The following is a 24238-nucleotide window of genomic DNA, read 5'->3' as shown; positions in this document are numbered from 1 at the left end:
CATACTCGGCTCATCCCTCCCTGCAAGGATCCGAGATGAAAATTGAATTGGTGCAACTGGAAGGCCATGACGGCGACACCGCTTATAACCTGTTGCGCACTCTGAATGCCATCGCCACCTGTGCTCACGATACCGATTTGCTGGTGTTTCCGGAGACCCACCTGAGCGGTTTTGTCGGTGGCCAGCAGTTGGCGCAGGTTGCCGAACCATTGACCGGTCCGACCCTGCAAACCGTATTGCAGGCCGTGCGCGAGCGGGGTGTGAGTGTGGTGGTGGGGATTGCTGAGGTGCATGACGGCAGTTTCTACAACACCTCGGTACTGGTGACACCCGAAGGGATCGCACTGCAGTATCGCAAAACGCATCTGTGGCCAACCGAGCGTGGCGACTTCTGCCCCGGCGACCGTTTTGGCACTGTGCTCTGGAAGGGCGTTCGGGTGGGCCTGCTGATCTGTTACGACATCGAACTGCCGGAAACCAGCCGTGCCCTGGCACAACTGGGTGCCGAGCTGATCATCGTCACCAATGGCAACATGGACCCCTACGGCCCAGTGCATCGCACCGCGATCATGGCCCGCGCTCAGGAGAACCAGGCTTTTGCGGTGATGGTCAATCGCGTCGGGGCCGGGGATGACGGGCTGGTGTTCGCGGGTGGCAGCATGGTGGTCGACCCGTTCGGGCATGTGCTGTTCGAGGCCGGCCGCGAAGAAGTACGGCATGTTGTCGAGCTGGATTTCGATCAGCTCAAGGCCGCCCGCCGTGATTACGACTACCTCAAGGATCGCCGTTTGTTGCTCTCGGGCGAGCAGCTTGAACATGCCGACGGTCGTCGCGAATTGTTGATCGGAGCCTGCACATGAATTCCAAGCCCGTTATGCGCTTGGCCCTGGCCGCGCTGTTCAGTTGCAGTGCCGTGAACGCCGTTGCGGCTGAGCCCAGGGTCAACATCTACAACTGGTACGATTTTATCGCCCCGGACACGATGAAAAACTTCCAGGCCGAAACCGGCATCAGCTCCATGTATGACGTGTTCGACAACAGCGATGTGATGCAAAGCAAGCTCATGGCCGGTCGCAGTGGTTATGACGTTGTTGTGGCTACCGGTGATCTGTTACCCAACCTGATCAAGGCTGGGGTCCTCAAGGAACTGGACGCCTCGAAGTTGCCTAATCGCTCACACCTTGACCCGGCCATTCTGGCCAAGATGCAAAGCAACGATCCGGGTAATCGTTATGCCGTGCCTTATCTGTGGGGCACCACGGGGGTTGGTTATGATGTCGACAAAATCAGGGCAATCCTGGGGCCGGATGCACCGGTTGATTCCTGGGACCTGATTTTCAAGCCCGAGAACCTGAGCAAGCTCAGCCAGTGTGGCGTGGCGATGCTGGACGCCCCCAGTGAAATAATCCCCATCGCCCTGCATTACCTCGGTCTGCCTTACAACAGCACTAACCCCAAGGACTACCAGAAAGCCGAGGCGTTGCTGCTGACCTTGCGGCCATATATTCGCTACTTTGACTCATCCAAATTCATCACCGACCTGGCCAATGGCAACGTCTGCGCGGTGGTGGGTTGGGCAGGCGGCGTGCAGGACGCCAAAACCGCTTCGGAAGTGGCTGGCAACGGCCGCACCATCCGCTACAGCATCCCCCGCGAAGGGGCGCCGATTTGGGTTGAAAGCATGGTGCTGCTCAACGATGCGCCCAACCCGGAGCAGGGCCTGGCGTTTATCAACTACATGTTGCGCCCACAGGTGATTGCACAGACCTCCACCTACCTCAAGTACCCCAATGCCAACCAGGATGCCAAAGCGCTGATAGACGCGAAGATCCGCGACAATCCGCAGATCTACCCTGGCCAACAGGTGATGGACACGCTGTACCCGCTAGAGCCGTTGCCGCTGAAACTTGAGCGGGTACGCACACGGGTGTGGAGCAAGGTCAAAAGCGGTACGTAAACCCCGAAATCGTGTAGATACTCTGTTCCAGGTCAAGCCCCAGTGGGAGCGAGCCTGCTCGCGAATAATCTTCGCGAGCAGGCTCGCTCCCACGCTTGAAGTATCTCCTCAGCGGCTACATGTGTGCGTATCGTCGCCAGTATCACCTCTTGCAAAACTTTCCGTCCGATCAAAGTTCAATTTTTTGTATTCGGATAGTGCGTACTATTAACCACGCCTAAATGTTAAGTGGCCTGTTATTAGATCTGATAGCAGGTCTTTAATTATCCCGTGGTTATATCTTGCCCTTGAACAAGAACCGTCTCGGCCATTCTCGAGAATGGGCTGCTCATCTTATAGGATGGTATGCGGTACAGTTGTTTTGCCTTAAGGAATAGGCAACTACTCCCTCCTATTGAGTCTTAAAAAAATGAAATTTGCTAAATTATCCTTGGCTATGCTGTTTAGTGCCTCTTGCTTTGCTGTTCAAGCCCAGGCTGCTGACGGTGAAATTAACTTTCAGGGCACTGTAACTTCCAATACATGTTCTGCCGCCGTATCTGACGTGAACGGGGGCGGTGCAGGTTCTGTAACAATGGGTACCGTTACTGCTCTTTCCCTTGCCAAGGCGGGTGATCGGGCTGGCGCTTCAGCTTTTGAGTTGTCCCTTGTAGCACCTGCAGTTGGAGAAGGTGAAACGAACAACTGTGACCTGGCAGCGGGTACGGCCACCGTGCGCTTTATGAGCATGAACGGCGCTGCGGGTGCCAACGGCGAGTGGGTTGGCCTGACCAACGTCGGTACTGAGGGTGTTGCCAAGAACGTCGCCATTCAGATCCGCGACACAACCGGTAACGTTGTGGCAATGGGGCAGGACTCCACCATCTACGAAAACCTGACCGAGCCAATGCGTTTCACCGCGAACTACATCGCGACAGGTGCTGCAACCGCAGGTGAGGCCAACGCCAAAGTAGCGTTCAGCATCGATTACAAGTAATTAACCGACGCTGTCGCTCCTCGCATCCTGTGTACATCAAGGGTAATCATGCGAGCAAACGTTGCACAAGAGCGGACTTGAAAGTCCGCTTTTTCAAAGGCGGCGGCCGTTTTGAAATTTGTTGATAATGTGAAATTCAGATGAATACACTGCGCACTTTTTTCGTGGGCTATTTTTATAGCACCTGGTTGTTGGTTGTACTTGTAGTGGGTGTTTGTTATATGCCCTATGGGGTTGCCGGGGTGATGCTTAACGGCACGCGCATTGTATTGAATGCCAATGATCGAAACGCCTCAACCATTGTCACTAACCTGACCCAGTCTGACTATGCGGTGCAAGTTTGGGTGAATGACGAGAAAGACGATAACGTCTCGCACAGCCCGTTTATTGCATTGCCCGCCCTGTTCAAAATCCGCTCTGGTGAAGAGCAAGTGGTCCGTATCATTAAAACGCCAGGGCAACTGCCGAGTGATCGGGAGTCGGTGTTTTATTTCAATGCCCAGGAAATACCGGTACTTACCAGCGGCGAAAGAAATACGCTGAAAGTTGCGATCCGCACTCGGGTCAAGGTGTTTTATCGCCCGCAACACTTATCCGGCACCGCCAGCGAAGCCCCCGGCCAATTGCTCTGGAAGCTTGTCGATACGGCTTCGGGCAGTGTTCTGAGAGTCAGTAACCCAACGCCTTATCACGTGACGTTTATTGGTATTCGTGTGCTTGAAGGCACGGCTCCGACCGAGCTCAAAGATGTCGACATGGTAGCGCCAAATTCCAGTCTGGATTTCCCTCTGGGGCATTCGGTCAAGGCGCAGAAGGTAGCTGTCGAGTTTTCATTCATTAATGACTACGGCGGTTACAGCGACATCCTGAAATCCAGTGCCGCTCGTTAAAGCTCCCTGTCACTCAAGGATCGAGCGCGAGATGTCTTCTACAAGGGTCGAGGTCAAAGTGTTGCTTCGTTTATGGAGATCTGCACCCGTCTTTGCCGGTGCATTATTGTTTTTAGCCGTTAAACATGCAGACGCCACCGAGTTGGAGTTCGATGCCGGTTTTATTGCCGGTTTCGGGTCGCAGAGCTCGGCGCTCAAAAGTCAGTTGGAGGCCATGCTTAAAGACCGCGATATTGGTCCCGGCAATTATGTCGTCGGCATCAGTGTCAACCAGGACTTTTTCGGTCAGCGGGAGATTCGTTTTATCCGTCAGGGCAACGATCTGGTGCCTTGTCTTTCGCCAGCGATGCTCACTGAGATGGGCATCAAGTTTATGTTGCCCGCCGATGAACCGGAGGAGCAAACACAATGCCTGGATCTTGCGTCACGGGTCTCCGATGCGAAAGTGCATTTCAACAGCCAGAAGCTCACGCTGGATATCAGTGTGCCGCAGATTTCCATGGTGAGTGATGCGCGCGGTTATGTGTCGTCCAAAGAATGGGACGAGGGCATCAATGCCGGTTTCTTGAACTATCAGTTCTCAGGGTCGCAAAACAACAACCAATACAGCCGTGACACAGGCTATAACCTGTATCTGAACGGCGGTGTCAACCTGGGCAGCTGGCGGCTGCGTTCAAGCGCTTCCTATCAAAAGGACGGCACGTGGGAGCGTTCGAGCTCCTATGCCCAGCGTGACTTGCCGGGCACCATCGGTACCCTCACCGTGGGCGAAAGCGTTACCCCGGGAGATATGTTCCAGAGCGTTCCGTTTCGCGGTGTGCAACTGGCCACCGATGTCGATATGTTGCCCGACTCCATGCAAGGCTATGCCCCCATCATCCATGGCATCGCCCAGACCCAGGCCCGTGTCGAAATTCGCCAGCACGGCTATTCGATTTACAGCACCTTTGTGCCTCCCGGCCCGTTCGAAATTCGTGACTTGAACACGGCTTCCGGCAGCGGCGACCTGGAGGTGGTGATCATTGAAGCGGACGGCACAGAACGGCGCTTTATCCAGCCGTATGCCACGCTGGGCAACCTGCTGCGTGCCGGTACCTGGCGTTACAGCGTCACCGCTGGCCAGTATCACCAGCAAAACGCCGACTTTGAACAGCCGACATTTACTCAAGCGTCCGTGGCTTATGGTTTTGCCAATGACTACACGCTCTCGTTGGCAGGTTTGCTCAGTGCTTCGTACCGTGCGTATCAAGTAGGCGTCGGCAAGGGCCTCGGCAGTTTCGGGGCGGTGTCGCTGGACGTCACCCAAGCCACCACCGAGATGCGTCACCGCACCATAAGCGGGCAGAGTTACGGGGTGCGTTATGGCAAGGCCTTCGCAACCGGGACCAATATACGTTTTGCGGGCTATCGCTATTCCACGCCGGGTTATCGTGATTTCAGCGAGACGGTGGGGCAGGATCAGTTCTTGTATGGCGAGCAGGATGACTTTCGTAACGTCAGCCGCCGCAGCCGTCTTGAAGCCAACATTTCCCAGACTTTTGCCAGTAGCACTTCGTTGTACCTGAACTTGAACCAGCAAGACTACTGGAACAGTTCGCGCCAACAGCGTCAGTTGCAGTTTGGTGTCAGCACTCAGGTTTCCAGGGCGAACGTGTCGCTCTACGCCAGCAAGAGCTTGAGTGAAACTTACAACGATGGGCTTCAGGTGGGGCTCACCGCCAGCTTCCCTCTGGGCAACCAGAATGCGAGCGTGAGCATGGATCGCAACGCGGACGGTTCCAACGATCAGCGCCTGGGGTTGAGTGGTAGCACGGGGCGCTATAGTGATCTCAACTACAACCTGGATATGCGCCGCAACGAGCGCTCGGCCAATACCACATCGGGTTCTGTGGGTTACCGTGCACCCTGGGCCAACGTCAATGCGGGGCTCAGTAGCAGCAGCGAATACAAAACGGCCAACGTGGGTATTTCCGGTTCAGTCATGGCCCATGCCGGTGGTATTCAATTAGGGCAAAGTATGGGCGAAACCATGGCTCTGATTGAGGTCAAGGACACACCGAACGTAGGCACCAACAATGCCCCCGGCACTTTCACCAACAGCAAGGGTTACAGTCTGGTGCCCTATGTGCAGCCGTATCGCAAGAACCGCATCAGCCTGGATACCACCAATCTTGACGCCAATATCGATATTGAAAGCGGCGTGACCACGGTTGTCCCGCGACGTGGTGCGGTGGTCATGGCACGTTTCAAGGCGTCTCGCACAGAGAAAGTACTGGCCTCGGTCAAACTGGCCAACGGTGAATTCGTACCTTTCGGCGCGGCAGTGGTTGATAACGAAGGGGAGCGCATCAACGCCATTGGGCAACGGGGGCAGGTGTTGTTGTCAGTGGGTGACGAAACCCTCTATCACCTGTCATGGGGCACGGCTGTAAACCAGCAGTGTGCCTTTGAAGTCGATTTGGCAAGCGCCTACGACGACGAAGGATTCAAGGTGATAGAAGCCGTATGCAGGCTCAAGGGAAGCTGATGCAGGAGCGGGCTCGCTCCCTCCTGCAGTCAAGTTACGACGTGATTTCAAGCGCCGTGCGCAACTCGATTACCAGGCGCTCCAGTTCAGCCGGTTCTGGTTGACCTGACAGCGCGTACTCCAACTCCTGGCAATGGTTCCACAGCGCATCCGATTGCATCAGCCGCGCAGAGCCTTTGAGTTTGTGCGCGGTGTTGGCCATCCCCTCCAGGTCAAAGGCTGTCAGGCAGGCTTGCAACGTCAGCAGGTCCTTGCGGTTGCTGATGACAAGTTCGGCCATGATCGCCTGTTGTGCGCTGTCAGAGATATCGCCCAGGTAGCCCTCTGGCTGCCCGGTGGTGGCCAGCACCGGAATGTGCTGGCGCAGCAAGGGCAGGCTGACGGGCTTGAGCAGGCATACGTTCATCCCCGCCTTGAGGTAGGCGCGCATGTCTTCGGCGCGTGCGCTGGCGGTGACCCCGATGATGGTGCAGGGTTTGCTCTTGAACTGTTGCTCGAGCTTGCGGATTTCTTCGGTCAACCCGATGCCGTCCAGTTCCGGCATGTTGCAATCGGTGATCACCATGTCAACTTCGTGATCCTCCCATTTGAACAGCGCCTCCAGCCCGTCATGGGCAATCAGCGGTAAATGCCCCAGCAGCTGGATCTGCTCTTGCAGCAGCTTGAGGCTGGGCACGTGATCATCGACGATCAGGATGTTCAGGCGTCTGGTTGTGCTCGCGGGGGCGTGCAGGGTGGAAGGCGTTGCCAGGACCAGGCTGGCATCGACTGCAATCCCTTTGAACGTCATGGTAGTTCCTGAGCCCAACACGCTATCGACCTGTAAATCACCCCCCATGATCCGGCTCAAGGATTGGGCAATCGACAGTCCAAGCCCGGCCCCGCTGTTTTGGCTGATATTGACCTGGGAAAACGGAATAAACAGGGTGGCCATCTCGGAGGGCGGGATACCCCGGCCCGTGTCCTGCACGCTGATAACAAATTCAAAACTGCCTTTTTCCAGGGCCTTGCCAGCTACGCGGATGATCAGGCCGCCGCTTTCGGTGAACTTGATTGCGTTGCTGATCAGGTTGGTCAGTACCTGTTTGACCTTCAGGCGATCAAAGCCTGCGACATGCAAGGCGTAATCGTCGAATTGGGTGTTGATCCATAGGCCCTTTTTCTCGGCACTGACCTGAAAAACATCCACCACGGAGTCAACAATATCCTTGAGGTGCGTGGCTTGAAGGTGCAATTGAGTCTGGCCTGCCTCGATGCTGGAAATATCCAGAATCCCGCCCAGCAATTGCAGAAGACTCAGTGACGACTCGTGGGCAATTTGAATGGACTCACGGTTCTTTTCCGGGGAGCGATCAGGGGTCAGTGCCAGTTCAAGCATGCCGATCATGGCGTTCATGGGCGTGCGGATTTCATGGCTCATGGTTGCCAAAAACACCGTTTTAGCGCTGTTGGCCTTGTCCGCATCGGCCTTGGCCTGGCGCAACTGCTCAAGCATGCGCGAGCGGTCGCTGATGTCCAGCCAACCGCACACCACGCCGATGATGTGCTTGCGGTCATCGCGCAGGGGTTGTATCCAGTGATAGATGTCCAGAGCGAGGTCATCCAGCACCCATTGCTGGTCCTTGGCCACGGCTTCACCCGTGGCGACCACATGGGCGTAATCCTGCTGCCACAGTGCAAGAGTCGGCTGGTTCAGCAGGCTGTCCAGCAATCTGGCGTGGGTGTTATGGGTGGCGTTGGCCGAGATGCTTTGCGCGTATGCCGTGTTGAACAACAGTAATTGGCCTTCGCGATCCCGGACATAGATCGGTTGGGGGATGCTGTTGACGATGTTCTGCACAAGGCTCAGGCGATCTTGCAGGACTTTTCGGGTTGTGGATTTTTTGAAAATGATCTTGCGCAGATAAACGATCCAGATACAGGTCGCCAGCAGCAACACAAACAACACGCTCAATCCCTGATATACCCGCAAACTGAGGCCTTCCCAGTACATATTGTCGGTTGCTGCATTGGCCCGCCAGCGCCCGGCAATAACCGCGGCTTCATTGGGCGATATTTTCATCAGGGCTTTTTCAATGATGGAAATCAGCTGCGGATTGTCCATTGTGCCGGCAACCCCGATCAGGGCATTGACCCCAGGCAGTACGCCTGAAGTCTTCAGGGTGTTTTCATACTTATAAGACAAGTAGTAGCGGGCCTGGTTGGCCGAGGTCACCGTGTAATCGGCTTTTGCGTCCCGGACCATATTCAAGGCATCGGCGATATTGTCGGTGGAGATCAGGTTCAGGTTCGGATAGCGCTGCTTGATAAATTCTTCAAGCGCGTCCGAGCGGGGTAGTGCAATTGTTTTGAGGTTAGAGTCGCTCAGGTCGAAATTGTCGTAGTCGCTGGTGCGGGTAATTACGGTATATGGGGTGGTGATGATGGGCTGGGTAAACAGGTACTTTTTATCCCGCGAGCGGGTCTCGGACAGAATGCTCAACTGTGCGCTGCCATTGTCGAGCAACACCTGGGCGTCGTGAACCGAGCGGGTTCTGATGACTTCGAAATTCAGGCCGGAACTCAGGCGTACCAACTCCAGAAAGTCGGACATGGAACCGCCAAACTGACCGCTGGTGTCAAACAACGCATAAGGCGCCAGATCCTCGCTGACCGCTATTTTGAACGTCGTGTTGCGACTTAGCAGTGCTTTTTCTTCATCGCTCAACAGGTGCAGGAATTCGCCGTTGTAACATTTGAGCGTCGACACCCACCAGTTAACCATATCCACTTTTTGGCAGCGACTGCGGGTACGCAGTTGTCGGCTGATGATGGTTTCAAGAACATGGTTGCTTGGCATCACGCCGAAACTGATCGGGGTGTCGGTGTTCTCAACAGTGAGATTGGTCACCAACTGATTGTTGAAGGTCTGGTTGATCAGATAACTGGTGCTGACGGTGTCACCCAGATAGGCCTCTGCAGAACCGTCGAGCACAGCGGCAATGGCTTCGTAGGGTGACTGGTAGCTTTTGATCGTGGTGTTGCGAAATTTTGAGAATGCCAGGTCGCTGACAAATCCGTCTTTTGTGGTCGCTATAACCGATGCTGGGTTCTTCAGGTCCAGGCTCAACAGGCTGCCGGTCTTTGAGTAAAGAGCGACACGGGTGTACGTGTACTCGGCGGTCAGCCCGGAGCCGTACTCCCTGGCCTCGGCCGGTGTGACGGCATCGACCAGATCAATCTCGCCTCGCCTCAAGGCATCAAAGGCCCGCGCCCGATTATCGAAGCGCAGGATGTCAAAGTGGATACCCAGTTTTTTCTGCAGACCGTACAAGTTGTCGGCGGAGATACCTTCGAGCTCATTCTTGGCTGTGGTAATGGTGAAAGGCGGGAAGTTGGGGCTGCTCACTCCCAAACGGACGACTTTTTTGCCCTCGAGCCACTGGTGTTCCTGCTCAGTGACTGGCGCGCTAAACCCGATGTTTTGCCCGACGTTGGACAGCTGGACGGCAGTAGCGGTCATCGCAAAGGAATGACGGACCAGTACGATCAACAGCAGCGCGGCCAGCGTCATGCCCAGGTAATTGCGCTTCATGGACTGATACTCACAACAGGTTCAGTTCTTTGGCGATGCTGGCCAGTTCGATATTGGTGCGCACGCCGAACTTTCTGAGGATTTTGATTTTGTGCCCACTGATGGTCTTGTTGCTTAAATGCAACTTTTCGGCAATTTCAAGATTGCTCAGGCCCTTGGCCAGCAATTGCAGCACGATTACTTCTTTATCGGTCAGTTGGTGCTGCGTGTTATCCGCTTTTTGATCCGATTCGCGGTAATGCGCCAGGACTTCTCTGGGGAAATACAGATACCCCTCGGCGAGGGTATTGAGCCCTTTTAATAGCACATCCAGGCTGGCGTTTTTATTAATAAAACCCACTGCCCCGGCTTGCATGCAACGGGAGGCATAGGTGTTGGCCGGGTTAGAGGTGAACACCATGGTTTTGACGGGCAGTTGCTCGGCATTAATACGTTGTAGCACCGAGAGTCCGTCCAGACCGTCGATACCGATATCCAGCAACAGATATTCTGGCGCCAAGGCGCGAATTTTGCTCAGTGCATCGATACCGTCGGCGGATTCGGCCAGCACGTCAAAGCCATTGCGCTCCAGCATCGCCTTGATTGCACTGCATATAATAGGGTGGTCGTCGACGATGATAATGGTTTTATTCATAAATCCACTCGCGCAAATATGACTGAAAAAAGCGAGTGGCAGTATAGCGACGCAAATGCTCACCATGTCAGTTAAACGGTGGTTTGGGGGCATTGATATAAGCCACTGAGTGAATTCAAGACCGTTCTTGTGTGTTTTCAAGAAAGTGCAGGGTGCTCGAACACGGATTGTTCTTTAGGGTATGGATACAGACGTATTTATGCAGGTTGGGTGTTTATGAAGTTTATCGGTGTAGATAAACGTTATGTGACAAGTCTCGCGATGGTGTGGGTTTGTGTGTTAGTCAGTGGTGTTGCGCGGGCTGACTGTACGGCTGACTTTGACAACGAGTTTCCGACGTTTGATATGGGCAGCCACTATGTTCCTCGTGATGCGCCAATAGGCTCGGTGATAGGGACGGCAAGTAAAAGTTATACGTATAGCTTCTCGGGTAGTCTCCGATGTAATCGCGGTGATACTCTCTCCACCCTGGCAAATTGGCCCGTTGTGCCGGGCATTAAAGTTCCTGCCCTTTTACAAGATGGGACAGTCTTCAAAACCAATATTCCAGGCGTTGGAATGATCGTGGAGAGCAGATGGTTAGCATTGAAAGGGTGGGAAGTAGTGTCTGGTAACTACAGTTATTCACCCTTTACCATTCGAATGACCCAATTGAATGGGGTGATTAGTTTTCCCGCTGTTGTCCGGTTTACCTTGGTTAAAACAAGTCATGATATCCCTGTTGGCACGACCAAGCTGGTAAATGGTACGTCTGCCGTGAGGTTTTATTCGGGCAGTAAAATTCTGTTCAGTACTTTTGTTACAGGTTCTGTTATCCGCTCCGAGTGCTCCTTGCCTAACACCTCACCCGGTGGGCAGACGTATATCGATGTGCCCATGGGGAGTGTTCAGCGCCGTGAGTTCAAAGGCAAGGACAGCTACCTTGACAGCAAGGCCTTCTCCATTCCGTTAACCAGTTGTGTTGCCGGTACTTACCCGACCGACCAGTCCTGGAACTTTTATGAAAATTCCAATGTGAATATAAAGTTTGAGGGCGCTGGCGGTTCGGCAATTATTGATGCGGCCAGAGGTATTGTGGGCCTGACCACAGATTCAACCGCCAAGGGCGTGGCGGTGCAAATCATGCGTAAAGACGGGGTCACGGCCTTGAAGCTCAATGAGGATGTGCCCCTTGCACAAATAAAGGGCATTAGCATGAGTATTGATTTGAAAGCCCGCTATATCCAGACCAGTGACAGCCCAATGGGGCCGGAACCGGGTGTGGCGAATGCCAAGGCGGCTTTTAGTGTGACGTATAAATAATAGTTGCTGGGGCGTTCTTGAGCGGTCAAACAAGACCGCTCGGTGAGCTATTCAAGAATTGTCTTATGTTGCGTCAAAGAGCAAGACGATAGGCTGGTATTTTTCCGCAGGTGATTCCTGTGCAGGAGCTTGGGGCTGTTGTTTTTTTTTCGCAGGCCTCGAATGACTGCATTGCAGCTATGCTGCGGGGTGGTGAATTTACACGTTGTGGGCGGGGATAATTAAGTGCAAACAAATAATGGTCAGTCGATTTCATCGACGGCCCTGCGTGCTGAGTTGATGTGTGAACTCGAGGTGCTGCGCGCGCTGGATGAGAAAGAAATCATTCCTTATTTTCAGCCAAAAGTATGCCTTGCCACGCAAAAAATCCTCGGAGTGGAAGTATTGGCCCGCTGGAAGCATTCTCAACATGGCCTGTTGTCGCCTCTGTTCTTCCTGCATTTGATCAGTAACGAAGACCTTCACCAGCAGTTGTTCTCTTGCCTGCTTGCCCAGGGGTTGAAGTTGCACAAGTACCTGTACTCCATCGGTGAGTCGCTGGTGTTCTCTTACAATATTGAAGCCAGTCAACTGGCCGATAGCGGTTTTGCCGAAGCGTTGGTATGGCAGATCAAAAAGGCCGGGGTGCCGCTCAATCAAATCACCCTTGAAGTCACCGAAAAAGAGGGCCTGGACCTTGATGCGGAGTGTGTCGAAAACATAGCCACGCTGATTAAACACGGCTTGAAGCTGTCCCTTGATGACTTCGGTACAGGGTATTCGTCAATTATGCGTCTGGCCGATTTGCCCTTCAGTCAGATCAAGCTGGATGCGGAGTTTGTCGCCAGGTCCCAGGGGGTAAAAGAGACTCGCATCATCGAGTGTGTCGCGGCCCTGGCCCGATCTCTGGATCTGGAACTGGTCGCCGAAGGGGTCGAAACACAAGCGCAGTGCGCGCACTTGCAACATCTGGGCGTTGATTCGGCCCAGGGCTATTGGTTTCACAAACCCATGGGGGGTGCTGTATTGCTGAAAGTGATTTTGGCGGACAAGCCCCTGCAACGCTTCTTGCTGCAAGGCTAAGGGATACTCATGTTTTACGGATTCACGGTACGTTTTTTGTGTGCGGTTTTAATTTCAGGCGTTCTGGGCGCAAGCATCGCGGTAGCGGCTAATCAGTACATCGAATTATCGCCCCCCGTAGAGAAGCTCGAAGGCACGCAAATCGAGGTGGTCGAGGTTTTTTCCTATGGTTGCCAGCACTGCTACAACCTGGAAAACACCATCAATCCCTGGGTTGAAACCTTGCCTGCAGATGTGAAATTCGAGCGTATCCCTGCCATGTTCGGCGGCATTTGGGATATCCACGGCCGGCTCTTCCTGACCTTGCAAGTCATGCAGGCCGAGCCATCGGTACATCGGGCCGTGTTTGAGGCGATTCGTCATCGCCAAAAACTGGTGAGCCCCGATCAAATGGGCGACTTTTTGCTGGGGCATGGCATCGACAAGGCGCTGTTTATCAAGGTTTATGCCTCCGATGAAGTACAGGCCAGGGTCATTGATGCACAACAGAAAGTCCGTGCATATGGTGTTACCGGGGTGCCGGTACTGATCGTCGATCGCAAGTACCGGTTTGATCAAAGTGCCGGTGGCCCGGAAGGCATGCTGAGACTGGCCGAGCGTTTGATCTCGCAGGAGCGGGTGGCTCGGCAACAGCCTTAGCGGATACCAGCGTGTTGCACCGGACAGCCCGGTGCCAGTCTGGTAGTACGCCGCCATACCAGGCGCCCCAGGGTAATCGTCCAGTTGCACACAGCAACTGCCAGAATGATCCAAAGCAGGGCAGGCATCCCGTAGTTGACGATGATCTGCCCGGCTAGCCAGGGAAACCCGAACACCCCGATAAAGTACGCCAGGCTGAACAGCACCAGCGACTGCGGCGTATACCCGGCAGGCGCCTCGTTGGCCGCCAGCCCATTGATCACCGAATACGTCAGGCCGTAGCCAACCCCAAGCACAACGGCGGCCAGCAAATAGGTAATGCCGCTGCTGACGAAGAACATCAGCATCAGCACCGAAACCACGATCAAAGCCGTCAGCAGGCAAGCCATGACATAGGGATCGCGCTTGACGATAAAACCTGCAATCAACAGGCGGCAGGAGATCGCTGCACCCATGAAGCCCAAAAAGAAGAGTGAGTAGTCCAGCTGGTTGAGCGCGGCATAAGAGGTTTGAAAACTCGACAGTCCGCCAAAAATGGCTCCGCCCAGCCCGACCATGATAATCGCGAACACGGCTTTGGAACGCAGCACCAACCCCGCAGCCCGGGGGGTGATTTTGCACACGGTGACCGGGCCGGATGTGCTGTGCTGGTGTTTGATTTTCGGGCCGATGGCGATAAACATCAGGCCGCCCAGCAGGCTGGCAAGCGCCGCCACCAGAAACGCCGACTCCACCGGGTAACCCAACCCCTGGGCCGCGCGCCCGAGCAAGGGGCCGGTGCCGATCCCGCTCATCATGCTGCCCGACAGCAAGGCGAAGTATTTAACCCTTTGCGCGGGTTCGATAAGCATGGCCACGACGATTGGCCCAAGGGTGTAAAACACCCCCCAGCCCAACCCCAGTAACAAGCCGAACACGAGCACTGCTGCGCCATACCCTGGCACGCTGGCAAAGCCCAGGCAGGCTGCGGCCAGCAGCAGCGCCCCGGCGGCAATCGCCTTGGGTGCGCCGAACACGTCGGTCAGGTGCCCGGAAAAAATCACTGCCATAAAGGTACTGAGCATGGCCACCGAGATGATTGTGCCCGCATCCGACTCGCTGCCGCCGTGGGCCCTGAGCATCATGGCCAATAAAAATGTGCTGCCATAAGACACCGACAACAGGTAGCTGGCCAGGCAGAACAGTCCGAAGACGCCCTTTGCCTGGCTGGGAGGGGAGGATGGCATGGCGGGTCTTCCTTGAGATTCGATTATTGTAGTGCGTCGAACCTTAATAACAGACAGCCCCGCGATCTCAGGATTCAAAGATTTGAATCCTGAGATCGGCATGCTCTAAACAAACAGAGCGCTGGTACGCGGCCGAGACCGTTTTTTAACCACGGTTTCGCAGCCTCGCGTGGCTCGTCAGCGGCTACAAAGCCCCGGTTTCAGGCTCGGGTCCTGATTGGCGCGGGCAATCACCGTAATCACCGCCAAGGCTGCAATCACCAGCCCCGGCGAGGTTGCCAACAACACACCGGCAGTACCGGCCCCGGCGGCAAGGATCTGCCCTGCGGCCAAGGGACCAGCAACCGAACCCAAACGCCCGATGGCCACAGCCGCACCGACGCCGGTAGCCCGCACTGAAGTCGGGTACAGCGGCGGGGCCATTGCATACAGCACCAACTGCGCCGCCATCACAAACAGGCCCACCGCAAAACCGGCCGTGGCCACGGGTACGATCCCCACCGAAAAACCAATCCCGGCCAGTGACGCAAGCAAACCGGCATACACCGCCAGCACCACCTTGATCGGGTTGCAGCGGTCCAGCAGCAGCCCGCCGAGCAAGGAACCCAAGGTGCCGCCGATATTGAACAGCATTTGCACCATGCCCGCCTGCGGCTTGCTAAAGCCCTGGTCGAGCAGCAGCGTGGGCAGCCAGTTCAGCAGCATGTACATCACGGTCAGGGTGAAGAAGTAACTGAGCCACAACGCCAGGGTCGAACGGCCACGGCCTTCACCGAACAGGGCCTGGCCGGTGGAGACGCGCGAGGCCTGGCTGACGTCCTGGCGGAACACCCGCGATTCGGGCAGCAGGATGATCATCAACGGCACCACCAGCAGCGGTGCCAGCCCGCCGATGATAAAGGTGGTTTGCCAGTGTTCATGGGAGAACATCGCCACCACCGCAGCCAGTGCGCCACCCAGTGGCACGCCGCAGTACATGATGCTGATGGCCGTGCCGCGACGGCGTTCGTCCACCGCTTCGGCACACAGGGCGATCAGGTTGGGCAGGGCGGCGCCCAGGCCCAGGCCGGTCATGAAGCGCACCAACAGCAGGTGTGAGTAACTGTCTACATAGGCGGTCAGTAACGAAAAGACGCCAAACAGGATGACCGCTGCGACAAGGATTTTTTTACGCCCGATCCGGTCGGCAATCCAGCCACCGAAGAATGCGCCGGGCAGCAGGCCGATGATCCCGGCGCTGAACACCCAACCCATCATTTTCGGGTCCAGGGTGAACGTTTGGCGCAGGCCTGCAGCGGCGGTGCCTGCAGCTTGCAGGTCAAATCCTTCGATAAGCGCAACGATGAAGCACAAAGCGATTGTCAGCGTTGAACGCTGCTGTGGAGTGTTCATGGGCGAACCTCATTATTGTTTTTGTAGGGGGGCTTTCTGCGAGCCAAATAAAGATTAACAAAGATAACTAAAAAAAGAAGCTGTGATGACTGATGGGATAAAAATGCCATTTAAGCCGTTTAAAACAAGGTTTTAGCTTGTTTAACCAGTCGGAATGCATAACTAGATAATAAACATAACGTTCGATTATCGGCTGTTTATGATTGACGTTGCCATGAGTTGTTTACATTCTCGTGCCCAGGAAACGCCACAAGAGCGTTCTGGTTCGTTCAAAAACAACAATAAATGGACATTCAATATGCATAAGCTCAACCAAAGCGCCCTTCGTTTATTCCCTCTCTCGTGCCTTGCCCTGAGCCTGTTTTCCACTCCGCTTTGGGCTCAGGGGTTTATTGAGGACAGCCACGGCACTCTGACCCTGCGCAACTACTACATGGACCGCGACTACAAGGACGGCGGTGCCAAAACCGCTGCACGGGAATGGGCTCAGGGTTTTATCGCCAACGTGGAATCGGGCTTTACCGAAGGCACGGTCGGCTTTGGCCTGGATGTGCGCGGTTTACTGGGGGTCAAGCTGGACTCTTCGCCTGACCGCAGCGGTACCGAATTGTTGCCGGTCAACAGTGACAAGCAGGCCGCAGATGAGTATTCGCGGCTGGCCTTCACCGGCAAACTGCGTGTTAGCCAGACCACGCTCAAGACCGGGGATGTCTCGATCTTCTTGCCGTTTGCCTTTGCCAGCCCGTCGCGCTTGCTGCCCCAAACTTTTCGCGGAACCATCCTCAGCTCGAAAGAGATTGCAGGCCTGACCTTCAACACCGGCTATATCGACGCCATCAACAAGCGCGACTCCACCAATTACCAAGCCATGACCATTGCTTCGCCCAATGGCCGATTCAAGGGCTCGGCAGAAACTTCGCACCTGGCCTACGCGGGCGGTGATTATCAGGTCAGCAAGGAACTTAGCCTGCGCGCCTACCATGTCGAAGTGGCGGATTTGTACAAGCAAAGCACCCTGGCATTGCTGCATGACCTGCCCCTGGGGGACGGTGTGCTGACTACCGATGTGCGCAGTTTTTTCAGTGATGAAGCGGGCAGCGCCAAGGCTGGCAAAGTCGACAATATCAACGCTTCGGCGTTACTGGGTTATCGACTGGGCGCGCATCGCTTCAGCGTGGGTTATATGCATTCCAGTGGTGATACGGCCACGCCCTATATCTCCGGGACCGAGCTGATGGGTATGAGCGAACTGACCATGAGTTCGGACTTCCTCAATGCCAAGGAGCGCACCTGGCAAGCCATCTATGACTACGACTTTACGGCGGTGGGGCTGGTGGGTTTGAAAGGGCGACTGCGCTATGTGCGCGGTGACAATATCGAGCTGGCGGCCCTGAATGCGGATGATCGCAAGGAGCGGGAATTTCAGATGGAGCTGGGTTATGTGATCCAGAGCGGGCCGCTGAAAAACCTCGGGCTTCTGGCGCGAAAGTCGATCTATCGCAACGATTTCCCGACTGGTGCTGCCTTTCGCGATGAAAACCAGACCCGCTTCCTGGCGATTTACACCTTACCGATCTGGTAGGGCGCTACAGGCACCGCGAAATTCCTGTAGCAGCTGACGAGCCTTGCGAGGCTGCGTTCGGCTGCGCAGCAGTCGCTAAACCAATCAACGTGGTGTTTCAGATGCACTGCATTGGTCCGGATTACGACGACTGCGTCGCCGAACGCAGCCTCGCTCCGCGAGTCAGCTGCTACAGGTATCCACTAATCGCACAGTGCTCAGTTCTGATACACCTTCTTCAACAGCCGCAGCAGTTCTTCGCGCTCGGCGCTATCCAGCGCCGAAGTCGCGTCGATATCGCTCTGGGCCGCGATGGCTTTGAGTTCCTTGAGCAGCGCTTCACCGGTCTTGCTGAGGAATATGCCGTAGGAGCGCTTGTCGGGTTTGCATCGGACCCGTACCGCCAGCGCACGACTTTCCAGTTTATTCAGCAACGGCACCACTTGCGGCGGCTCAATGGCCAGCGCACGGGCCAGGTCGGCCTGCATCAGGCCGGGATGCTGGTCGATGATCGCCATCGCCGAAAACTGCGCGGGGCGCAGGTCATGGGTCGCCAGGCGGCCGATCAGGTTCTGGAACAGCTTGAGCTGGGCGCGGCGCATGGCATAGCCAATCAGTTCGTCCAGCGCGGTGTCCAAGGGGGCCTGTGCGTCCGGGGTTGCAGGCAGGGCCTCCTGAACGTCGGCAGGGGTGGCAGGCTTGGCCATAAAGAAAAGGTCCTTGCGCGAATGAAGTTAATAAACGTATCTAGTTTGCCGCGATTGCAAGGTGATAGCCACCGTTGCTTTGTTTGACGTGCGTTTGCAGGGAATAAATTTGGTTAATTTAATTAATGGTTAATTGACATAACTAATTTTGCCGGTTAGTTTTTACTCATCTTCAAGCGAACAACAAGAGAGCTATCGCCATGAGCAAGTACGAAGGCCGCTGGAAAACCGTCAAAGTAGAAATCGAAAACAGCATCGCCTGGGTGATCCTCAATCGCCCGGAAAAGCGCAATGCCATGAGCCCGACCCTGAACCGCGAAATGATTGATGTACTGGAAACCCTCGAACAGGATTCCGAGGCTGGGGTGTTGGTGCTGACCGGTGCGGGCGATGCCTGGACGGCGGGCATGGACTTGAAAGAGTATTTCCGCGAAGTGGACGCCGGTCCCGAAATCCTCCAGGAAAAAATCCGCCGCGAAGCCTCGCAATGGCAATGGAAGTTGCTGCGCATGTACGCTAAACCGACCATCGCGATGGTCAATGGTTGGTGCTTTGGCGGTGGCTTCAGCCCACTGGTGGCATGCGATCTGGCCATTTGTGCCGATGAAGCGACCTTTGGCCTGTCGGAGATCAACTGGGGCATTCCACCGGGTAATCTGGTGAGCAAGGCTATGGCAGACACCGTGGGCCACCGCCAGTCGCTGTACTACATCATGACCGGCAAAACCTTTGACGGGCGTAAGGCCGCCGAAATGGGCCTGGTCAATGAAAGCGTGCCGCTGGCGCAACTGCGTGAAGTCACCATTGAGCTGGCGCGCAACCTGCTGGAGAAAAACCCGGTGGTACTGCGTGCGGCCAAGCATGGCTTCAAGCGTTGCCGCGAACTGACCTGGGAACAGAACGAAGACTACCTGTACGCCAAGCTCGATCAATCGCGATTGCTGGATACTGAAGGCGGGCGTGAGCAGGGTATGAAGCAGTTTCTCGATGACAAGAGCATCAAGCCCGGCCTGCAGGCTTACAAGCGCTAATCACGATGTTCAGGGTGCGCCGGTTGCACCCTGCAAATGAATTCCCGATAACGACAATAAAGAGGAATCACCATGTTGGACGTGCCCCTGCTGATCGGCGGAAAGTCGTGCCCGGCCCGTGATGGCCGAACGTACGAGCGCTGCAACCCGGTGACCGGTGAAGTGGTATCGCGCGTGGCCGCCGCCACCCTGGAAGATGCCGATGCCGCCGTTGCGGCAGCTCAGGCGGCGTTTCCTGTCTGGGCCGCACTGGCGCCCAACGAGCGGCGTACGCGACTGCTCGCCGCCGCCGAGCTGATGCAGGCGCGGGCCGCCGAGTTTATTGCAACCGCCCCGGAAACCGGGGCCATGCCCAACTGGTATGGTTTCAACGTCAAGCTGGCGGCCGGGATGCTGCGCGAAGCCGCGTCCATGACCACGCAAATCAACGGTGAAGTGATCCCCTCCGATGTGCCCGGCAGTTTCGCCATGGCCTTGCGTCAACCCTGTGGCGTGATCCTGGGGATCGCGCCCTGGAATGCCCCGGTGATTCTGGCTACCCGTGCCCTGGCCATGCCGCTGGCGTGCGGCAACACCGTGGTACTCAAGGCCTCTGAACTGAGCCCGGCGGTACACCGGCTGATCGGCCAGGTCTTGCAGGACGCCGGGCTGGGTGATGGGGTGGTCAACATCATCAGCAATGCCCCAGCCGATGCCCCGGCAATTGTTGAGCGGCTGATCGCCAACCCGGCGGTACGCCGTGTCAACTTCACCGGCTCAACCCATGTGGGGCGCATTGTTGCCGAGTTGGCAGCACGTCACCTGAAACCGGCACTTCTGGAGTTGGGTGGCAAGGCGCCGTTTCTGGTGCTGCACGATGCGGATCTCGATGCCGCGGTCGAAGCGGCAGCCTTTGGCGCTTACTTCAACCAAGGCCAGATTTGCATGTCCACCGAGCGTCTGATCGTCGACAGTCAGGTGGCAGACGCTTTTGTCGCCAAGCTGGCAGCCAAGGTTGCGACCTTGCGTGCAGGCAACCCCGAAGCGGGCGACTCGGTGCTCGGTTCGCTGGTCGATGCCAGCGCAGGAGCGCGGATCAAGGCGCTGATCGACGATGCGGTCGCCAAAGGCGCACGGCTGGTGGTGGGCGGTCAGGTTGAGGGCAGCATCATGCAACCGACCTTGCTCGATGGCGTGACCCCGAGCATGCGGCTGTACCGCGAAGAGTCTTTTGGCCCGGTTGCGGTACTGATGCGCGGGGAGGGGGATGAAGCGCTGCTGAAGCTGGCCAACGATTCGGAGTTCGGTTTGTCGGCGGCGATTTTCAGCCGTGATACCGGGCGCGCCCTGGCACTGGCGCAGCGGGTCGAGTCGGGCATTTGCCATATCAACGGACCCACGGTTCACGACGAAGCGCAAATGCCCTTTGGCGGAGTCAAGTCCAGCGGTTACGGCAGTTTCGGCGGCAAGGCATCGATCGAGCAATTCACTCAGTTGCGCTGGATCACCTTGCAGAACGGGCCGCGTCACTACCCGATCTGATCGTCTGCACAAGGCATAACAATAACAAGGATGCAGCCACGCGCTGCCATGCCTGCGCCATGCCGCTTAGATGTCGGACGGGCAGCGCATGCCTTGCTGGAGGAATACGACGTGAGTTTCGAATTCAAATTGCAGGCACGGGGCGATGCAGCTGCACCGCGTTATCGCCAGGTAACCATCGGGCACCCGCAGGTCGAAGTGGTGGAAGAAGGCGGCATCTTGCATATGCGCTCGCTCGAAGCGCTGCTGCCAAGACCCGAGCGTTTGCTTGACCGCCTGCTGCACTGGGCGCAGGTAACGCCTGAGCAGACCTTTATCGCCGCCCGGGATACCAGCGGTGAATGGCGGCGCATCAGCTATGCACAAATGCTTGCGGATGTGCGCGCCATTGCGCAAAGCCTGCTCGCTTATGGTCTGAGCGCTGAGCGTCCGTTGGCGATTTTGTCGGGTAACGATATCGAGCATTTACAGATGGCACTGGGTGCGATGTACGCCGGCATACCTTACTGCCCGGTTTCGCCAGCCTATTCGTTGCTGTCCCAGGACTTCGCCAAGTTGCGCCATGTCTGCGACCTGTTGCAGCCGGGTTTGATTTTTGTCAGCGATGCTGCGATTTATCAGCGCGCCATCGAAGCCGTATTACCCGGTGACACGCCATTGGTGGCCGTGCACGGTGAGTTGGCAGGGCGCCCCCAAGTGAGTTTCGCCAGTTTGCTGGCGCACCCGGGTGGCGCCGAGGCTGAAGCGGCTTTCAGGGCGTGCGGTCCGGACAGCATCGCCAAATTTCTCTTCACTTCGGGCTCAACCAAACTGCCCAAGGCCGTGATCACCACCCAGCGCATGCTCTGCGCCAATCAGCAAATGCTGCTGCAGACCTTCCCGGTGTTTGCCGAAGAACCGCCAGTGCTGGTGGATTGGCTGCCCTGGAACCATACCTTTGGCGGCAGTCATAACCTCGGTATCGTGCTCTATAACGGCGGCACGTTGTATCTGGATGGTGGCAAGCCAACCGCCCAGGGCTTTGCCGAAACCCTGCGCAACCTCAAGGAAATTTCGCCCACCGCTTACCTCACCGTGCCCAAGGGCTGGGAGGAGCTGGTCACGGCGCTGGAAACCGACGGTGAATTGCGCGAGCGCTTTTTTGCCCGCATCAAGCTGTTCTTTTTCGCTGCCGCGGGGCTCTCGCAAAGTGTCTGGGACCGGCTCGACCGGGTTGCCGAGCAACATTGCGGCGAGCGTATCCGGATGATGGCCGGGCTCGGCATGACCGAAGCCTCGCCCTCGTGCACGTTTACCACCGGGCCATTGTCCATGGCCGGTTATATCGGTCTGCCCGCGCCGGGCTGCGAGGTGCGACTGGTGCCGGTGGATGGCAAGCTGGAAGGACGTTTTCGCGGACCGCATATCATGCCCGGTTACTGGCGCGCCCCCGAGCAGAGCGCCGAGGCGTTTGATGATGAAGGCTATTACCGCTCCGGTGATGCGATCAAGCTGGCCGACCCTTGCAACCCTCAATTCGGGCTGATGTTCGATGGCCGACTGGCCGAGGACTTCAAGCTGTCGTCCGGGGTCTTTGTCAGCGTCGGGCCGTTGCGCAACCGGGCAGTACTCGAGGGTTCGCCCTATGTTCAGGATCTTGTGATTGCAGCGCCGGATCGTGAATGCCTGGGGGCTTTGGTGTTTGCGCGGTTGTACGAGTGCCGACGCTTGTCGGGTTTGCCCGCACAGGCCAGCGATGCACAAGTGCTGGCCAGCGAGCCGGTGCGCCTGTGGTTTGCTGATTGGTTGCAGCGCCTTAATCGTCAGGCCAGCGGCAATGCCAGCCGCCTTGAGTGGATTGCATTGCAGGATGAAGCTGCGTCGATTGACCGCGGTGAAATTACCGACAAGGGTTCGATCAATCAGCGTGCGGTACTGCAATGGCGAGCAGCACACGTCGAGGCGTTGTATCGAGGCCTGGAGCCTTCGATCCTGCGTGCCGGTAAACCGTCGTGAGCAGTACGGGGCAATACTCGGCGTTCACGGATGTGGCCATTGTTGAAGCGTTGCGCACGCCATGGGTCGACCTCGGTGGGGCGCTGGCCCAGGTATCGCCAATCGACATGGGGATCAAGGTCGGTCGCGAAGTGCTGGCGCGTGCCGGGCTGGATGGGCGAATGGTGGATTCAGTACTGGCCGGCTCCATGGCTCAGGCCAGTTTTGATGCCTACATGCTGCCGCGGCATATCGGCCTTTACAGCGGCGTGGCGCACCAAGTACCGGCGCTGGCGGTGCAACGTATTTGTGCTACCGGGTTCGAACTGCTGCACCAGGCCGCCGGGCAGGTGCGCGACGGCATGCAACTGGCGCTGTGCGTGGGTACGGAGTCCATGTCGCGCAACCCGATTGCCGCCTACACCCATCGCGGCGGCTTTCGTCTGGGGGCTGCGGTGGAGTTCAAGGACTTTCTCTGGGAGGCACTGTACGACCCAGCCCCAGGGTTGGACATGATCGCCACGGCGGAACACCTCGCCATTCGTTATGACTTGAGCCGCGAGGCGGTGGACAGCTATGCCCTGAGCAGCCACCAGCAGGCGTTACATGCCCAGGCCAGCGGCTGGCTGGCGGATGAAATAGTCACCCTGCGCAATGAAGTGTTTGAGCTTGATGGCTATCAGTCGCGGGGCATCAGCCTGCCGCGCCGTTGTGAGTCGGTCAGCCTTGACAGCCACCCGCGCTCGACCGATGCAGCGGCTCTGGCCAGGCTTGGGGCAATCCATCCTGGCGGCGTGCAAACCGCGGGCAACAGTTGCGCGGTGGTTGACGGTGCGGCGGCAGCGCTGGTCGCTCGCGCATCGGCGGGCCAGCCAGCTCTGGCTCACCTGCTGGCCACTGCGGTGGTTGGCGTGGAACCGCAACTGATGGGGATCGGTCCGGTGCCTGCAATCCAGCTACTGCTGCAGCGCAGCGGTCTGGCGTTGGATGCCATCGACCGTTTCGAAATCAACGAGGCGCAGGGAGCGCAGGTGTTGGCTGTGGCGCAGGGGCTGGAACTGGACAGGCAAAAGCTTAACTGCCGTGGCGGCTCTATCGCCCTGGGGCACCCTTTGGCGGCGACCGGTTTGCGTCTGGTGCTGACCCTGGCGCGGCAACTGCGCGAACAAAATCTGCGTTACGGGATTGCCGCAGCCTGTGTGGGTGGCGGTCAGGGCATGGCGATACTGATCGAGAACCCGCTTTTTTCGACGAATTGAGGTTTT

Annotated in this window: 18 protein-coding genes; 13 read left to right on the top strand and 5 right to left on the bottom strand. The window is 56.7% G+C overall.

The annotated features are described in order from the left end of the window. Positions 1 to 35: 35 nt before the first annotated feature. The 5 genes from N7D90_RS13380 (at position 36) to N7D90_RS13360 (ending at position 6350) form a co-directional block, all read left to right on the top strand. A complete protein-coding gene (locus N7D90_RS13380) occupies positions 36 to 860 on the top strand; it encodes a carbon-nitrogen hydrolase family protein (RefSeq protein ID WP_261738467.1) in 825 nt (274 codons plus the stop codon). Continuing rightward, a complete protein-coding gene (locus N7D90_RS13375; RefSeq protein ID WP_261738466.1) occupies positions 857 to 1957 on the top strand; it encodes a polyamine ABC transporter substrate-binding protein in 1101 nt (366 codons plus the stop codon). The genes N7D90_RS13380 and N7D90_RS13375 overlap by 4 nt, the downstream gene beginning before the upstream one ends. Positions 1958 to 2366: 409 nt before the next feature. Further along, positions 2367 to 2933, top strand: coding sequence for a fimbrial protein (locus tag N7D90_RS13370; RefSeq protein WP_315968111.1), 567 nt, complete (start codon positions 2367 to 2369; stop codon positions 2931 to 2933). 140 nt (positions 2934 to 3073) lie between these two features. Continuing rightward, on the top strand, positions 3074 to 3823 hold the full coding sequence (locus N7D90_RS13365; protein ID WP_261738465.1) for a molecular chaperone: 750 nt from the start codon (positions 3074 to 3076) through the stop codon (positions 3821 to 3823). Positions 3824 to 3854: 31 nt separating this feature from the next. Next, a complete protein-coding gene (locus N7D90_RS13360) occupies positions 3855 to 6350 on the top strand; it encodes a fimbria/pilus outer membrane usher protein (RefSeq protein WP_261738464.1) in 2496 nt (831 codons plus the stop codon). A 34-nt stretch (positions 6351 to 6384) separates the two neighbouring features. Here the strand turns inward: N7D90_RS13360 and N7D90_RS13355 are convergent, their stop codons facing one another. Both N7D90_RS13355 and N7D90_RS13350 read right to left on the bottom strand, forming a co-directional pair. Next, positions 6385 to 9924 carry an ATP-binding protein gene (locus N7D90_RS13355; RefSeq protein ID WP_261738463.1) on the bottom strand — a complete coding sequence of 1180 codons (3540 nt, stop codon included), beginning with the start codon at positions 9922 to 9924 and terminating at the stop codon, positions 6385 to 6387. 10 nt (positions 9925 to 9934) lie between these two features. Further along, the gene (locus N7D90_RS13350; protein WP_261738462.1) at positions 9935 to 10558 is read right to left on the bottom strand and encodes a response regulator transcription factor; all 624 of its coding nucleotides are present in this window, start codon (positions 10556 to 10558) and stop codon (positions 9935 to 9937) included. 216 nt (positions 10559 to 10774) lie between these two features. Between N7D90_RS13350 and N7D90_RS13345 the strand changes: the two genes are divergently transcribed. From N7D90_RS13345 to N7D90_RS13335, 3 genes are all read left to right on the top strand, one after another. Then, complete coding sequence (locus N7D90_RS13345) at positions 10775 to 11860, top strand: fimbrial protein (RefSeq protein ID WP_261738461.1); 1086 nt, start codon at positions 10775 to 10777, stop codon at positions 11858 to 11860. 225 nt (positions 11861 to 12085) lie between these two features. Further along, positions 12086 to 12922 carry an EAL domain-containing protein gene (locus N7D90_RS13340; RefSeq protein ID WP_261738460.1) on the top strand — a complete coding sequence of 279 codons (837 nt, stop codon included), beginning with the start codon at positions 12086 to 12088 and terminating at the stop codon, positions 12920 to 12922. Positions 12923 to 12931: 9 nt separating this feature from the next. Then, positions 12932 to 13561: a thiol:disulfide interchange protein DsbA/DsbL gene (locus N7D90_RS13335; RefSeq protein WP_261738459.1), complete on the top strand. Its 630-nt coding sequence runs from the start codon at positions 12932 to 12934 to the stop codon at positions 13559 to 13561. On the opposite strand, the gene N7D90_RS13330 is transcribed toward N7D90_RS13335, so the two are convergent. Then, positions 13558 to 14787, bottom strand: coding sequence for an MFS transporter (locus N7D90_RS13330; protein ID WP_261738458.1), 1230 nt, complete (start codon positions 14785 to 14787; stop codon positions 13558 to 13560). The genes N7D90_RS13335 and N7D90_RS13330 overlap by 4 nt on opposite strands. Positions 14788 to 14964: 177 nt before the next feature. Continuing rightward, positions 14965 to 16179, bottom strand: coding sequence for a 3-(3-hydroxy-phenyl)propionate transporter MhpT (gene mhpT, locus N7D90_RS13325; RefSeq protein ID WP_261738457.1), 1215 nt, complete (start codon positions 16177 to 16179; stop codon positions 14965 to 14967). A gap of 298 nt (positions 16180 to 16477) precedes the next feature. On the opposite strand from mhpT, the gene N7D90_RS13320 reads away from it, so the two are divergent. Next, a complete protein-coding gene (locus tag N7D90_RS13320; RefSeq protein ID WP_261738456.1) occupies positions 16478 to 17761 on the top strand; it encodes an OprD family porin in 1284 nt (427 codons plus the stop codon). Positions 17762 to 17958: 197 nt separating this feature from the next. Here the strand turns inward: N7D90_RS13320 and N7D90_RS13315 are convergent, their stop codons facing one another. Continuing rightward, complete coding sequence (locus N7D90_RS13315; RefSeq protein WP_261738455.1) at positions 17959 to 18447, bottom strand: MarR family winged helix-turn-helix transcriptional regulator; 489 nt, start codon at positions 18445 to 18447, stop codon at positions 17959 to 17961. Between the two features lie 200 nt (positions 18448 to 18647). Between N7D90_RS13315 and N7D90_RS13310 the strand changes: the two genes are divergently transcribed. The 4 genes from N7D90_RS13310 (at position 18648) to N7D90_RS13295 (ending at position 24232) form a co-directional block, all read left to right on the top strand. After that, the gene (locus N7D90_RS13310) at positions 18648 to 19478 is read left to right on the top strand and encodes a p-hydroxycinnamoyl CoA hydratase/lyase (RefSeq protein WP_261738454.1); all 831 of its coding nucleotides are present in this window, start codon (positions 18648 to 18650) and stop codon (positions 19476 to 19478) included. A 72-nt stretch (positions 19479 to 19550) separates the two neighbouring features. Then, on the top strand, positions 19551 to 20999 hold the full coding sequence (locus N7D90_RS13305) for an aldehyde dehydrogenase (RefSeq protein WP_261738453.1): 1449 nt from the start codon (positions 19551 to 19553) through the stop codon (positions 20997 to 20999). 111 nt (positions 21000 to 21110) lie between these two features. Further along, positions 21111 to 22994 carry a feruloyl-CoA synthase gene (locus N7D90_RS13300; protein WP_261738452.1) on the top strand — a complete coding sequence of 628 codons (1884 nt, stop codon included), beginning with the start codon at positions 21111 to 21113 and terminating at the stop codon, positions 22992 to 22994. Continuing rightward, a complete protein-coding gene (locus N7D90_RS13295; RefSeq protein ID WP_261738451.1) occupies positions 22991 to 24232 on the top strand; it encodes a thiolase family protein in 1242 nt (413 codons plus the stop codon). The genes N7D90_RS13300 and N7D90_RS13295 overlap by 4 nt, the downstream gene beginning before the upstream one ends. The last annotated feature ends 6 nt before the right edge of the window (positions 24233 to 24238 follow it).

It is taken from the genome of Pseudomonas fragi (assembly GCF_025426255.1).
Classification (GTDB): domain Bacteria; phylum Pseudomonadota; class Gammaproteobacteria; order Pseudomonadales; family Pseudomonadaceae; genus Aquipseudomonas; species Aquipseudomonas kulmbachensis.
This window is presented reverse-complemented; position numbering and strand designations above follow the sequence as displayed.